Annotated in this window: 12 protein-coding genes; 4 read left to right on the top strand and 8 right to left on the bottom strand. The window is 67.4% G+C overall.

Annotated elements, in window-relative coordinates; all coding sequences use genetic code 11:
• The first annotated feature begins 1 nt into the window (after position 1).
• Together VFE83_RS01505 and VFE83_RS01500 are read left to right on the top strand one after the other, a co-directional pair.
• Positions 2 to 1,492: a lipopolysaccharide biosynthesis protein gene (locus VFE83_RS01505; RefSeq protein WP_324903098.1), complete on the top strand. Its 1,491-nt coding sequence runs from the start codon at positions 2 to 4 to the stop codon at positions 1,490 to 1,492.
• Positions 1,493 to 1,657: 165 nt separating this feature from the next.
• Positions 1,658 to 2,206: a hypothetical protein gene (locus tag VFE83_RS01500; RefSeq protein ID WP_324903097.1), complete on the top strand. Its 549-nt coding sequence runs from the start codon at positions 1,658 to 1,660 to the stop codon at positions 2,204 to 2,206.
• A gap of 82 nt (positions 2,207 to 2,288) precedes the next feature.
• Here the strand turns inward: VFE83_RS01500 and VFE83_RS01495 are convergent, their stop codons facing one another.
• Both VFE83_RS01495 and VFE83_RS01490 read right to left on the bottom strand, forming a co-directional pair.
• On the bottom strand, positions 2,289 to 2,633 hold the full coding sequence (locus VFE83_RS01495) for a 5-carboxymethyl-2-hydroxymuconate Delta-isomerase (RefSeq protein ID WP_324903096.1): 345 nt from the start codon (positions 2,631 to 2,633) through the stop codon (positions 2,289 to 2,291).
• 57 nt (positions 2,634 to 2,690) lie between these two features.
• Positions 2,691 to 3,185, bottom strand: a complete 495-nt coding sequence (locus tag VFE83_RS01490) for a lipocalin-like domain-containing protein (RefSeq protein ID WP_324903095.1) — start codon at positions 3,183 to 3,185, stop codon at positions 2,691 to 2,693.
• Positions 3,186 to 3,294: 109 nt separating this feature from the next.
• Here VFE83_RS01490 and VFE83_RS01485 point away from each other — a divergent pair, with 109 nt between their 5' ends.
• On the top strand, positions 3,295 to 4,134 hold the full coding sequence (locus tag VFE83_RS01485) for a LysR family transcriptional regulator (RefSeq protein ID WP_324903094.1): 840 nt from the start codon (positions 3,295 to 3,297) through the stop codon (positions 4,132 to 4,134).
• 97 nt (positions 4,135 to 4,231) lie between these two features.
• On the opposite strand, the gene VFE83_RS01480 is transcribed toward VFE83_RS01485, so the two are convergent.
• Positions 4,232 to 6,076, bottom strand: coding sequence for a choice-of-anchor Q domain-containing protein (locus tag VFE83_RS01480; protein ID WP_324903093.1), 1,845 nt, complete (start codon positions 6,074 to 6,076; stop codon positions 4,232 to 4,234).
• A 144-nt stretch (positions 6,077 to 6,220) separates the two neighbouring features.
• On the opposite strand from VFE83_RS01480, the gene VFE83_RS01475 reads away from it, so the two are divergent.
• Positions 6,221 to 6,955, top strand: a complete 735-nt coding sequence (locus VFE83_RS01475) for a YdcF family protein (protein WP_324903092.1) — start codon at positions 6,221 to 6,223, stop codon at positions 6,953 to 6,955.
• 28 nt (positions 6,956 to 6,983) lie between these two features.
• Here VFE83_RS01475 and VFE83_RS01470 read toward each other — a convergent pair whose 3' ends face one another.
• The 5 genes from VFE83_RS01470 to VFE83_RS01450 all read right to left on the bottom strand — a co-directional run.
• Positions 6,984 to 8,249: a glycosyltransferase family 4 protein gene (locus VFE83_RS01470; RefSeq protein WP_324903091.1), complete on the bottom strand. Its 1,266-nt coding sequence runs from the start codon at positions 8,247 to 8,249 to the stop codon at positions 6,984 to 6,986.
• A gap of 10 nt (positions 8,250 to 8,259) precedes the next feature.
• Positions 8,260 to 9,390 carry a glycosyltransferase family 2 protein gene (locus tag VFE83_RS01465; RefSeq protein ID WP_324903090.1) on the bottom strand — a complete coding sequence of 377 codons (1,131 nt, stop codon included), beginning with the start codon at positions 9,388 to 9,390 and terminating at the stop codon, positions 8,260 to 8,262.
• Positions 9,387 to 10,157, bottom strand: coding sequence for a polysaccharide deacetylase family protein (locus VFE83_RS01460; protein ID WP_324903089.1), 771 nt, complete (start codon positions 10,155 to 10,157; stop codon positions 9,387 to 9,389). Before VFE83_RS01460 ends, VFE83_RS01465 begins: the two co-directional genes overlap by 4 nt.
• Positions 10,154 to 11,194 (bottom strand): polysaccharide deacetylase family protein, encoded by a 1,041-nt coding sequence (locus VFE83_RS01455; RefSeq protein ID WP_324903088.1) that lies wholly within the window; start codon positions 11,192 to 11,194, stop codon positions 10,154 to 10,156. The genes VFE83_RS01460 and VFE83_RS01455 overlap by 4 nt, the downstream gene beginning before the upstream one ends.
• Positions 11,191 to 12,481 (bottom strand): O-antigen ligase family protein (locus VFE83_RS01450; protein ID WP_324903087.1); only part of this gene is annotated, 1,291 nt, incomplete at its 5' end. The genes VFE83_RS01450 and VFE83_RS01455, both read right to left, overlap by 4 nt.

The raw sequence follows: 12,481 nt of genomic DNA, 5'->3' as shown, positions 1-12,481 counted from the left end.
CATGGGCACATCCCCGACCGGGCTGGGCAGGCATTACCTGCGCTATTCGACCGCCAACGTACTGGTGATGCTGGCCGGGCTGGTGTCGTTCCCGCTGCTCACGCGGCTGCTGGATAACACGCAGTACGGCATCCTCGGCTATTACGAAACCTGGGTGCTGATGGCGGTGGCGATCGCCAAGCTGGGTGCGCAGCACTCCATCCAGCGCTTCTATCCGCACGGAGGCGACGAGGCGCGCATGCGCTCGTTCGCTACCAACCTGTTCTACCTGCCGATGCTGGGTTCGCTGGTGCTGTGGGCGTTCGTCGGTGCGGCGGTGGTGGTGCACGGCTACGCGACCGGCGAAGGGCATTCGCCGGTGTACTGGATGGCGCTGGTGATGACGCCGATGCTGGTGTACTCGGGCCTGGTCGAAACCGTGCTGCGCGTGACCGAACAGTCGCGCATGGTGATGCTGGTGCGCGTGGCCTCGCGCTGGCTGCAACTGGCGCTGATGCTGGGCGCCGTGCTTCTGGTCCAGCACACCGCAGCGGCCGCATACGGCGGCAGGCTGCTCGCGGTAGTCGTCGGCACGGTGTTCTTCGCCGCATGGGCATACCGCAACCTGAGCTTCGCGCGGCGCGCGGTGGACGCCGGCGAGGTGCGCCAGTCGTTCGCGTTCGGAATGCCGCTGGTGGCGACGGAAATCCTGGCGGTGGCCCTGGTCTCCATCGACCGCATCATGCTCAGGAGCCTCTCCGGCGATTTCGCCGTGGTGGGCATCTACAGCGTCGGCGCGGCGCTGGCAATGCAGGTGCACATGTTCATGAACCTCACCGTGTTCGAGAGCTTCACGCCCGCGGCCACGCGCGTGTACGTGACCGACGGTGCCGCTGCGGTGCGTGCGCTCAAGCGCACCATGCTGATGCCGATGACCTACGCGTCCGTCGGCGTCGCGCTGCTGCTGTCCTGCCTTGGCACGGATCTCATCATCGCGCTGAGCGGGCAGGGCAAGGCCGCGTCGGGCCCGGTGTTCGCGTTGATGGGCACCATGCATTCGCTGCTTCCGCTGGTGCTGATATGCGGCTTCGGCCTGGTACTGGAGAAGCGCACCAATACCGTGTTGCTGCTGATGTGCGGCGCCGTGTTGGTCAACACGCTGCTCAACTGGTGGTGGATCCCGGCTTTCGGCGTGATGGGGGCGGCGTACGCGACGCTGGCCAGCTCCGCCGCTTCCAGCACCGCGGCCTGCCTGCTGGTCGATCCCGCGCTGCGCCAGTTCCCCGACCGGCGCACGCTGCTCACCGCACTGGCCGCCGCCGCACTGGGCGCGGGCGGCGCGTGGGCGACGCATCGCCTGGGATTGAATCCCGGATGGCAACGCCTGATGTTGGGCGGGATGCTGATCGGCGTTCCCTACCTGCTCGCGCTGCTGGCGCTCGATCCGCGCCTGCGTGCCCTGATCCGCCCGACCCTCAAGGCCGTGGAGCAGCGGGTGGGCGTGCCGGGGTAGGAAGACACTGCCCTTGAGGCATTGCGCGCATCCGCCGCTATGGGCGGTGAACGGATTACATGGTGCGTTGCGGCTTCTACGACGGTCCGTCGCGGTGCTAATGTGCCTTCCGCCTCAGGGTACGCATTCGCGGGGGCAACCGGTAACGACGATCGTGGGTAAGCCATGTGTCACTACATCACCGCCGTGCTGCCCAGATCCGCCGACCACGTTCGCCTCGATGCGATCGCGCGTGAGCATGGGCGGCAGTTCGTGCGGCTGTCGAATCCGGGCATCGAAGCTCAGCTCGAAGCCGACGAGCAGTACTTTCTTACCACTGTCGGGCACTGCGATTGCGGAACTCCTCTGGGCGCATTCGCACGGGCCGAAGATGAAGTTCCGGACTGGTTGGCCCAGGAGCAGCGCCTGCTGAAGAAGGGCTGGAGTAAGTCGAAGGCCGCCCGTGCGATCGCACAGAAGCAGGAGGACTACCGCTCGTCATCGAGTGCTTCGGCAGCGGAAAGCAGCAGTCAACTGTCCGGCTGGGTGGACTTCATCCGCGCGGCACTCGGACCCGGCAAGGCGTCGCACATGGGCCTGCTTCTCCACATGTATTCCGGACCTGTCGACAGCTGCATTGAACTCGAAGGAAGAGTGGAGATCCGCACTTCGAAGCTGACCGTCGAGGTGCTGGGCAACATGAAGGAGGACGTGCTCTATGTCTTCCGGCATTAGGTCTCAGCGACTTTAGGGCCCCGACGTTCAGCTTGCCGCATCTGCATCATCAAAGGCGACGGCAGCCAGCGCGATCGGGCGTTCACATCATCGCCCGATTGAAGTATGTCGCCCGCTCGAACTCGGAGATGTTCGCCGCGATGCGGGAAAGCGTTGGAAACATTTCAGCCAGCTCGCTGACGATTGCCCTCGAGAGAGCCGCACGCTGCTCGATGCTGCGCCCCTGCATGATCCAGGCGAACGTGTGGATGAAGTCCTCGCGGCTGCCGCCGACGGCATAGGTTGCGTAAGGGCGGATACGGACCTTGATGTCCGATTCTTCGAACAGGCCTGAAGAGTTCGCCGTGTCGTGAAGCCGGGTGATGATCGAATCCTCGTCATGGATCTGCAGTACTCCCCGGGAACATTCGACTACGAAGTGCGGCATGTTGGGTTCCATCGGTCTGAAGGTGGATAGCCGGCGCGCCTGCATCGGGCGCGTGGCCTAGTCGAGCCGGCGCCACACGGAAACCGGGATGCTCCCGTCCTTCCGCGGCGGCACTTCATAACGCAACTCGGGGCCCACCAGCGTGTACTGGCGCCTCTGGGTGGTGCCCTCCCAGTTCGGGAAGGACGAACCGTCGATCGAGAACACCAGCAATCCCGCCGGCTTGTCGATCTTCATCGTGCCGTAGTGGGTGCTGCTGCCCATGACTGCAGACCTGAACTCGTCGACGCTGCCGTCGGCCTTGCTGTCGCTCGCGAAGTTCAGGCGTTCGGCCTTGAAGATCTGCAGCGAGTACCGCCCCTTCGCGTCGACGATCAGCCTGCCCTTCGGATTCTCGCCGTAATCGCGCGTCGTTTTTCCATCGGGCAGGATCTTGTCCGCCGCGACGAGCGTCCAGGTTCCCTGCAGCGGAAACACTGGGGCGGGAGGCGGGACGTCACGTGTTGCGAGGCCCGCCAGCATCGCGAAGAGTGCGCCGGTCAACGGTTTCATCACGGGGGTTCCTGAGGGATCGAATCGTCCAGCGCATCCTAGGTCGCTTGCTGGATGCAGGAAATGCATCTACAAAGATATCTGCCATTACGAAATCGAATCGTTCCAGATGAAGGCGATGGATGTGGATGCGGTCAGGGCCTTCCTGCTGGCGGCCGAGCTGCAGAGCTTCACCCGGGCGGCCGACGTGCTGGGCACCACCCAGTCCGCGGTCAGCCTCAAGCTGCAGCGCCTGGAAGCGCAACTTGGACGGCGCCTGCTGGAGCGCACGCCGCGGCACGTTCGCCTGTCGGCGGAGGGGCTTGCCTTCGTCGGCATGGCGCGCGAGCTGGTGTCCTCGCACGATCGGGCCGCCGCCGCGTTCGAGACGGAACAACGGCGCTTGGCGATCGGCATCAACCAGCTCCTGGTTGGCAGCGAGCTACCCTCCCTGTTGCGGCGGATGCAGGACCACGATCCGGCCCTGCGCGTCGAGATGCGCATCGCCGGCACCAATGAGCTCATGCAGGGGTACGAGCAGGGGGAACTCGACGCCGTCCTGGTGCTACGGCCAGAGGGCCGCGGCAAGCGGGGCAGGGCCGTGTTTACCGAATCCTTCTCGTGGTTTGCGGCGACCAGTTGGCAGCCACGCGGCGGCGAGCCGTTGCCGCTGGCGACGCAAGGCGAGTCGTGCCGCGTCCGCACCGAAGCAGTACGCGCGCTCGATCGCGCCGGCATCGAATGGCGCGAAGTCTTCGTCGGAAAGGGTGCGGCGGTCCTGGGGGCCGCCGCTGCCGCCGGCCTCGCAGTTGCATTGCTCGCGCGCCGTGCGGCCCCGTCGGGTACCGTCGACGTCGGCGAACTCCTGTCGCTGCCGCCGATCCGCTCGCAGGACGTGATGCTCTATAGCAGCTTCAATGATCGAAGAACCCGTGATGCATTGCGGGTCCTTACGCTGGCATTCCAGTGACTGGTGACTGGTGATGGTTCATCTGGGCCAGCGTCGCCCGTGGTTCAGCTGAGCTGCCACGCCTGCCTCGGCGTAGCGCCGCCCGCACGTTGTGTCTCTAAGCCACCTTCCGTCCGCGCTGCCTGCGTATCGCCGCCGCCAGTCCGGCGGTGATGAGCGATGCGGCGGTGATCGATCCCACCATCCAGGCGGAGGCGCGTTGGAGTTTCAGGCCCGCCTGCGGATCGCGAGGCGCAGCGCCGCTCTCTTTGCCGATGACGTCCGGCTCAGCGTTGGCGGGTACGGAAGACGCGGCAGGCGTGGCCGGCTGTGTGCCCTGGAATTCGATTGCTCCGATGTCCGCGGCCTTGCCCATCGGGCGCGCCTGGCGGAGGAAGTCGTTGGTGACGCTGGTCTGGTGGGTCGCGTGATCGATCAGCGGGCTGCCGGCCTTGGGCACGGGATCGAAGCTGGACAGGTCGATGCTGGCGAGCATCGGTTCGCGTCCGCAGATGTTGCCGGGCGGGCACATGTCGTCCTTGACGTTCCAGAAGGCGTTGCCGGCGAAGGTCACGGTGGTTCCGCTGCCGTCTTCGCTGTAGTGCGCGCAGCTGCGGCGGTCGCCATCGCTGGAAGTGACGTCGGTCTGGCCGACCAGCGCGTTGTTGTAGACGTCGAGCCGCCCGTTGGCGGGGCCGCCGCTGAGGATCAGGCAATCGCCTTCGCCGGTGATGGTGTTGTGGCGCACGGTCGCGGTCTGCCTTGGTCCCACGCCGACCGACAGTGCGTTGCCGTAGGCGCGGCACATGTCGCCGTCGCTCATGTCGAACTTCCGGTGGAAGTACGCGCACTGGCCGATGATCACGGAGTTCTCGATCAGCGCGTTGCCGGCGGTCTTGACCTGGTTGCCGGCGTTGGCCGCGGCGTACACGCGTCGAACGACGACGGTCGCGGTCTTCGACTCGTCGGTGTAGAGCAGGTCGAGTCCGTCGGATGTGTTGTGGTGGATGCGCGAGTCCTCGACCAGCCAGTGGCCGTCGGTCTTGCCGGTGCCCAGGCCGTCGCCGTAGCCGCCTTCTTCCTGCGCCCAGCAGGCGTAGGGTTCGCCGCTCTGCCAGCGTTCGGCGCAGCCGTTCCATGCGATCTCGACGTTGCGGAAGACGATGTCGCCGTCGTTGGAACTCTCGCCTTCGCCGACGTCGCCGTCCCAGCCGGCCCAGCCGTTGGCGGCGATGCGCACGCGCTCGATGGTCCAGTCGCGCAGGCCGCCGGCCATGATGCCGCGTCCCGACAGGCCATGGATGTTCAGGTCGTGCAGCCACACGTCCTTCGAACGCTTCGCGCCGATGCCGATGGAGCCCCACTGGCCGAACGGTGGCACGTCGCGCTCGCAGCGCACCGCATCGTTGGAGTGGAATTCAACGCAGTCGCTCTTGTCGGTGATCTCCAGGCAGCCGATCTCGACGTGGTCGGCGTCCTGCAGGTTCAGCACCAGGTCCACGCGCTCCGTGCCCCAGAGTTTCGGCGGTGCCTTGCAGCCGGTGTCGTGGCCAGCACCCAGGATGCGGGTACGCGCACCGGGCTTGCCGCTGGGCGGTGCCGCTGGATAGCAGTCGTACGGAGCGCTGCGGTCGCAGCGGCTGCTGCGCGTGGACAGTCCGATCGAACCCCAGCCGATCATGTATTCGCCAGGACCGATGATGAGTGTGTCGCCACCGTCGATGCGGGGGTTGTCATTGGTCGGAAGTGCGTAGTTGGGGTGTTTCCACGCGCAATCCTGGCCGGTGCCGCTGCCGGGGTACGCCGCATCGGCGCGGCCGTTGCACTGTTCCTCGTCGCCACCATCGGTGCGTACGTAGAACGTGGCGGCGGACGCATCGACGGGGGCAAGCAGCGTGGCAGGCGCGACCGCGCACCAGACCAGCAATGCCATCGGGAAGAGTGGGAGGCGCAGGCGGGGCATGGCAGCTTCCGGTGAGAATGGACCGGCGGGGGATGAGGCGGACACGACGTGCCCGACACGTGTGATAACGCGAGGTGCACGGCGCATCGGCCGCGCATCGCGTCGTGATGCACGTGCGATCCGTTCATGCAAGACTGCGGCGCCATGCACCACATCCTGCTCTCGCCGATGACCTGGGTCCTGCTGTGGGGCGTAGCCACGTGGTGGCGGTGGCGTCGCAGTGGCGTCGTGTTGCGCAGCGCGCTGGTGCTGTCGGGCCTGTTGATCCTGTTGCTGTGCACGCCGCTGGGCGCGAACGCACTGGTGCGGATGGTCGAGTCGCGCGTGTCGCCGGCGCAGCGTTGTGATGCGGGCTGGAACGGCGTGCCCATCGTGGTACTGGCTGGCGGTTTCGCCGACGAGCCTCGCTCGCGGGACGATTACATCGCACTGACGCCGTCGAGCTGGCGGCGACTGCGTGGCGGCGTGGAGCTGTGGCGCACCGATCCGCGCGCCGTGCTGATGATCGCCGGCGGCGGCCCGTATCCGGTAAAGGAATCGACCGTGCTGGCGAACCTGGCGCGCGACTGGGGCGTGCCCGCGACCTTGTTGCGCGAGGAGGCGGAATCGCTCAACACCTGGGAGAGCGCGATGCAGCTGCGCGGCATGCTGCCTGCGCGCGTGCGCGTGGTCAGTTCCGCCGCGCATCTGCCGCGTACGCTGATCGCTTTCCGTGCGGCCGGCTTCGCAGTCTGTGCACACGCCAGCGACTCGGCCTACGTGCCGTTCGAGACGTGGGGCTATCTCCTGCCGCAGTTGTCGGCCATGCAGAAGACGTACATGTCGATGTACGAGCTGGCCGGCATGGCCAGCTACGGCTGGCGCGCGCGGCGGACGTGATCTCGTCGCAGCGCGACCGCCTTCCGGCTCATGCGTCGATCGCACCAAGCCGCGGGCCGATCGGCGCCGGCACGGGCGCGGGCGTCGCCAGCGCGATGGAAGACGACAGCAACTCGTCATAGCACTGCAGCAGGCGGACGCCGATGGCATCCCACCCATACTCCGCCTCGGCCAGTCGGCGCGCGGCCGCGCCGAGCTGTGCCGCCCGGTCGGGCGAGTCCAGCAGTGCGAGCGTAGCTTGTGCGAAGGATTCCGCGTCGTCCGCGTACAGCGCGCTTTCTCCATGCTGCAGTGCGATACCTTCGCTGCCGACCGATGTGGTCACGATGGCCTTGCCCAGTGCCATCGCTTCGAGCACCTTCAGCCGCGTGCCGCTGCCCGCACGTAACGGAACCACGTAGACGGACGCGGCGTGCACATGCGGTCGCAGGTCGTCGACGAAACCGGCCAGCGTGACGTTGGCCGCAACGGCCTCAGGCACCTCGAATCCATCGGCTTTGCCGACCAGTTCGAAACGCGTCTGCGGCCTTTGCGCGAGGATGCGCGGGAACACCTCGCGCAGGAACCACTCCACGCCGTCGCGGTTGGGGAACCAGCCCATCTGGCCGACGAAGACCAGCCTGTCGGGATCGGTTGTGGAGGAGGACGGCCGGTTCTCGTTGAGATCGACGCCGTTGGGGATCACGCGGAGGTCGCGGACGGTGGCCAGCCCGCGCAGGTCCTGTGCATCCACGTCGGAGCAGGCGAGCACCGCGTCGGCGCGTTCGCACGCCCAGCGTTCGAACGCCTTGAGCCGCGACACCTGGCCGGACAGGAAATGCCGTGCCCACGTGCGCGTTTCGATTTCCGCACGTCGCTCCAGCAGCTGGTGTTCGACGTTGTGGGCATTGAGCACGACGGGCGTGCCGGCGGGAACGCAGTCGGCATGCGCCATCAGCGGCAGCATGTCGAAGTGGACCAGATCGGCCTCGCGCGCCAGCGCGCGCAGGCGCGAGCGCAGCGCGGCGGAGTCGTACTTGGCGGCGAGGAACGGCGTGCGCGTCAGCGTGCCGCGCAACACTGCGGTGCCGAGTGCGCTGGGCGAGCGCTCGGACGGAATGCGGAACATCTCCACGTGCGTCATCGCCTGGTGTAACGGCGCGGTTTCGTCGGGCAGATCGTCTTCGCGGCGGAAGCTCAGCAGCGTCACGTCATGACGCGAGGCGAGCGCACGCAGCAGGTGCCACGCGCGCAGTTGATGGCCCTCGCGCGGCGGAAACGGCAGGCGGCTGGTGACGGCGAGGATGCGGGCCATGCACGTGTCCTCAGTGCTTCTTCCACAGGCGCGACGGGTCCATCGCCAGCGATGCGGGTAACGACAGCAGCGCCGCGAAATTGAGCATCACGAAGCTGCCCGCGGCCGGCAGCAGCGGCAGGCGCGCGGCAAGCTTCGGTCGCAGCAGCGCGGCGAATGCGCCCACATACGCCAGCAACTGGAGAAGGAACATCGCGCGGTACCACGTGCCAGCCGCTAGGGCCGATGCTGCCAGCGCCAGCAGCAGCGCCCACGGCACCAGCAGGCGCAGGAACTTGTGCGAGAACCAGGCGAAGAACACCGGGTTGTGCAGCGGATCCATCAGCCACGGCAGGCGTGCGATCAGCTGCCAGTTGCCGGCCAAAGTGCGCAGCTTGCGGTGGAACTCTTCCTCGACGTCAGCGCTGGAACGGTCGTACGCGACAGCTTCGCGTGTCATCCACACTCGATGTCCGGAGCGCAGCACCTGCAGCGGCATCCACATGTCGTCCAGCACCGTGCCCGCCGGCATCGGCCGGAACAGCGGTACCCGCATCGCATGCACCGCACCGGTCACGCCGTGCAGCCAGCCCAGCCTGGCCTCGTCGGAGCGCAGGCGCTTTTCCATGCGCCAGTACAGGCCGACACCTTCGTCGGTGCCGTTGCCGGACGAGGCGATCACCAACTCGCCGCTGACCGCACCGATCGACGGATCGGCGAACGGCGCGACCAGCGCACGCAGCGCGCCGGGCGCGAAGCGCTGGCGCACGTCGGTGAAGGCCACCAGCGGCGAATCAACCAGTCGCATGGCGGCGTTCAATGCCATCGCCTTGCCGACGTTAGTGGGCAGCTCGAGCACGCGTACGCGCTCGTCATTCACCCCAGCGGCTGCACGCGCGGTCCCGTCGTGGCTGCCATCGCTGACCACCAGAACCTGCAGGCGGTCGGCGGGGTAATCCTGTTCGAGGATGTCGCGCACGCGTGCCGCGATCCGTGCTTCCTCGTTGAACGCCGCGACGACGACGGTCAGCCTTTCCGCGTCGGCATCGACATAGGGTGTCTCGCCGTAGCGGCCCGCCAGCAGCGCCACCAGCAGCGGATAGCCGGCGTAGGCGTACGCGACCAGTGCGATGCAGATCCAGAACACCAGTTCGGCGCTCACAACAGTCGCTCCCGAAGCCGCTGGTAGCCGTCGTTGCCGAGTACGAGCTTGGGTAGCGTTAGCGCGGCGTGGCGCGCCTGCAGCCAGCGCGGCGTCCATCCGCGCCAGCGCACCAGCGCCGCGAAGTCCTGCAGCGACAGGTCGCGGGTCACGGGCACGCGCTGCAGCCACGCATCGGCACGAGGCGTGCGGTTGGGGCCCGGTACGGAACCGAGGAGGTGGCGATATCCCAGCCGTTGGGCCGCGTGCAGTTCGCGCTCGCCGCCGCGTCCGCCGGGCAGTGCGAGCGAATCGATCGGGTGCCCGCAGATCGCCTGCAGGCGGCAGCGGCTGTCGTCCAGCTCGGCGTACAGCGCGGCGGTGTCCAGATCCTGCAGGAACGCGTGCGTGCGGCCGTGCGAGCCGATGCCCATGCCATGCGCCACGAGTTCGCGGACGCCATCGGCCGGGAGCATGCCCGGCTGGCCGATGAAGTCGCTGGTGACGTAGAACTCGGCGTGGAAGCCGCGCTCGCGCAGCATCGGCAGCGCGACCTCGACGTTGGACACGTCGCCGTCGTCGAAGGTGATCACGACGTGGCGGTCGCGACCGCTTGATGCCAGTGCGTCTTCCAGGCGAACGGCGCGGTATTGGTGTTCGACCAGCCAGTCGAGCTGCCGCGCGAACGCGTCCGGACGCACGCTGTACACCGGATCGAAGCGCCCGCGCGCGGACGCGTCGGCGTGCAGCCCGTGGTACATGAGGATCGGCAGCGCGTGCGGTTTCATGCGGCCCGCCACTCGCGCAGCCAGCCCAGCATGCCGCTGGTCTCGCTGAAGAACAGCGCCCTGGACAGCCGGCCCGAAGGTGCGCGGAAGCGATCCTCGTGCACGTTGTAGCGCCGCAGCCGGTACGGGTCCGCGCCACGGCGGTTCACGCCTTCGATGGACGTGGTCGCGGTTTCGAATCCCGCTTCCCGCACCAGGCGCACGTCGCGGTCGCCGAAGTCCGCGTTGCTGCCGTTGGGATAGGCGAAGTGGCGCGGCGCCTGGCCCAGTTCCGCGGCGATGCTCGCGCGCGACAGGCCGATCTCCTCGCTCGCGGCGGAATCGTCCAGGCGACTGAGGATGGCGTGGCTGCAGGTGTGGCCGCCGATCTCGACGCCGTTGGCCGCCAGTCGGCGCACGTCGTCCCACTCGAGCATGTCGCGGTCGTCGTGGGGAAGCGGGCGCGGCCGTGCCTGTTCGCAGATGCGGTCCACCCAGGTTTGCAGTTCCGCCGGCTTCAGTGTTTTCAGTCGCGGTGGAAGCAGCGTGTACAGCCGGTGGCGGTCGTCAGCCAGGGACAGGTCGAAATGGCCCAGGCCGAGGCCGCCCAGGTCGATCTGGTCGCGGCTGCGCGATTCCACCGCATGCACCACGCGATACGCCCAGATCGGCTCGCCGCCGATGTGGCCCGTCGCCACGTACACCACGGCCGGCACGGGCTCGCGTCCGAGCGCACCGTCAACCAGGCCCAGGTTGTCGCGGTAGCCATCGTCGAAGGTCAGCGCGTAGTTCACTCGCGGAGCGCGGATGGAAGACAGCGACGCCAGTCCGTCGCCGAGTGCGACCAGCGCACTGCGTTCGCGCAGCCAGGCGACGATCTGCCGCAGCTGCGCACGCGGCACGCTGAGCGGGTAGGGATCGTGATCGTCGCGCAGCCGGTGCAGCATCAGGATCACCAGCCCCGCGCCGCGGCAGCGCCGGTACAGCGCATCCAGCCCGCTGTAGTGGCTGCCCAGCGCAAGCAGGTAGCGCACCCACGTGCGCAGCGACGTCGTCATCGTGAATCCTCCGGTGGCAGGTGTCGCGCCTTCACCACCAGGGCCACGAAGGCCCAGAAGTAGGCGACTACCGGGTAATACGTGAAACGGTCGCCGAACAGGTTGCTGATGATCATCGATACCCACGCGCCCATCAGGCCGAGCGCCAGCGCGTAGCGCCAGGTACCGGAGCGCGCCTGTGTCAGCTCACGCAGCGCGGTGCGCAGCACCGCGATCAGGATGCCGAGCAGTGCGACGGCGCCCAGCACGCCGCCCTCGCTCAGCATGCGGATGTAGAGGTTGTGGGTGTCGCGCCCGTACGGGTTGATCTCGCGATGGTGGAAGGTGTGGTAGCCCGTGCCGACGACCGGGTTGCGCACGAAGTTCGCCCAGGCGATGCGCCAGTACTCGATGCGCAGTTCGGTGCTCTCGTCGCGCTTGCCTTCCTCCACGGTGGTGCTGTCGAAGCGCTCGACCACCGACTTGGGCAGCACCACGGGCAGCACGAACACCGCCAGCAGCAGCGGCAGGATCAGCTTCATCCGGCCGCGCCACGCCATCACCACCACCACCATGCCCATGATCAGGCTGATGTAGGCGGTGCGCGAATACGCGTACAGCACGCCGACGACCATGCAGCCGATGCCGCCCAGCAGCATGATCTTCCAGACCCGCGATACGCGGCAGGCCAGCAGCAGTGCGAACAGCACCACGGCGACCGTCACGCAGAAGGCCGCGAACTCGTTGGCGCCCAGCAGGGCGAACGTGCCGCTGATGCGCAGGTCGTCCGTGTAGTGAGTACTGGCGACGCTGCGATGCTGGTTCCACACCACCTTGGCGATGTACGGCAACGGCAGCAGCATGGACAGCAGCACCAGGCGCACGCCGTTCCAGTCGCGCACGCTCATCTGCACCACGTACACCACGAACAGGCCGACCAGATGGTCCTTGAGCTGGTTGAAGTGGTTGGTCGGCTCGGCGACGAAGGTGAAGCCGACCAGCAGCGAGATCACCATGTAGCCGGCGTACGCGGCAGTCCAGGTGTTGACCGTCTCGCCAGGCGCGAGCTTGCCACCCTGCGCCATCGCCGTGAACAGCGACACCAGGAACATGATGTTGAGGAAGTTCAGTCCGCCGCCGATGTTGGGCATGTAGCCGGCGGTGATGTTCTGCAGTGGCAGCAGAATCAGGAACACGTACAGCGCCCAGTTGCGCGGGGCGCGAGCGGCGACCGCCTGTGGCACCGCCGATGCCTGCGCGGCGGCACCGCGCCTGGGACGTGCCGCCACGGGCAGCGCGCCGCGCAGG

Origin of the sequence: Lysobacter sp. (genome assembly GCF_035655815.1) — a bacterium.
In the GTDB taxonomy this organism is placed as follows: Bacteria; Pseudomonadota; Gammaproteobacteria; order Xanthomonadales; family Xanthomonadaceae; genus Lysobacter_J.
The sequence above is the reverse complement of the archived record's forward strand: the minus strand, read 5'-3'. Positions and strand labels throughout refer to the sequence as shown.

What these genes read in the sequence shown, in the direction of transcription:
- VFE83_RS01505 (WP_324903098.1), top strand. Translation starts at nt 2, where the DNA reads ATGGGCACATCCCCGACCGGGCTGGGCAGGCATTACCTGCGCTATTCG.
- VFE83_RS01500 (WP_324903097.1), top strand. Translation starts at nt 1,658, where the DNA reads ATGTGTCACTACATCACCGCCGTGCTGCCCAGATCCGCCGACCACGTT.
- VFE83_RS01495 (WP_324903096.1), bottom strand. Translation starts at nt 2,633, where the DNA reads ATGCCGCACTTCGTAGTCGAATGTTCCCGGGGAGTACTGCAGATCCAT.
- VFE83_RS01490 (WP_324903095.1), bottom strand. Translation starts at nt 3,185, where the DNA reads ATGAAACCGTTGACCGGCGCACTCTTCGCGATGCTGGCGGGCCTCGCA.
- VFE83_RS01485 (WP_324903094.1), top strand. Translation starts at nt 3,295, where the DNA reads ATGAAGGCGATGGATGTGGATGCGGTCAGGGCCTTCCTGCTGGCGGCC.
- VFE83_RS01480 (WP_324903093.1), bottom strand. Translation starts at nt 6,076, where the DNA reads ATGCCCCGCCTGCGCCTCCCACTCTTCCCGATGGCATTGCTGGTCTGG.
- VFE83_RS01475 (WP_324903092.1), top strand. Translation starts at nt 6,221, where the DNA reads ATGCACCACATCCTGCTCTCGCCGATGACCTGGGTCCTGCTGTGGGGC.
- VFE83_RS01470 (WP_324903091.1), bottom strand. Translation starts at nt 8,249, where the DNA reads ATGGCCCGCATCCTCGCCGTCACCAGCCGCCTGCCGTTTCCGCCGCGC.
- VFE83_RS01460 (WP_324903089.1), bottom strand. Translation starts at nt 10,157, where the DNA reads ATGAAACCGCACGCGCTGCCGATCCTCATGTACCACGGGCTGCACGCC.
- VFE83_RS01455 (WP_324903088.1), bottom strand. Translation starts at nt 11,194, where the DNA reads ATGACGACGTCGCTGCGCACGTGGGTGCGCTACCTGCTTGCGCTGGGC.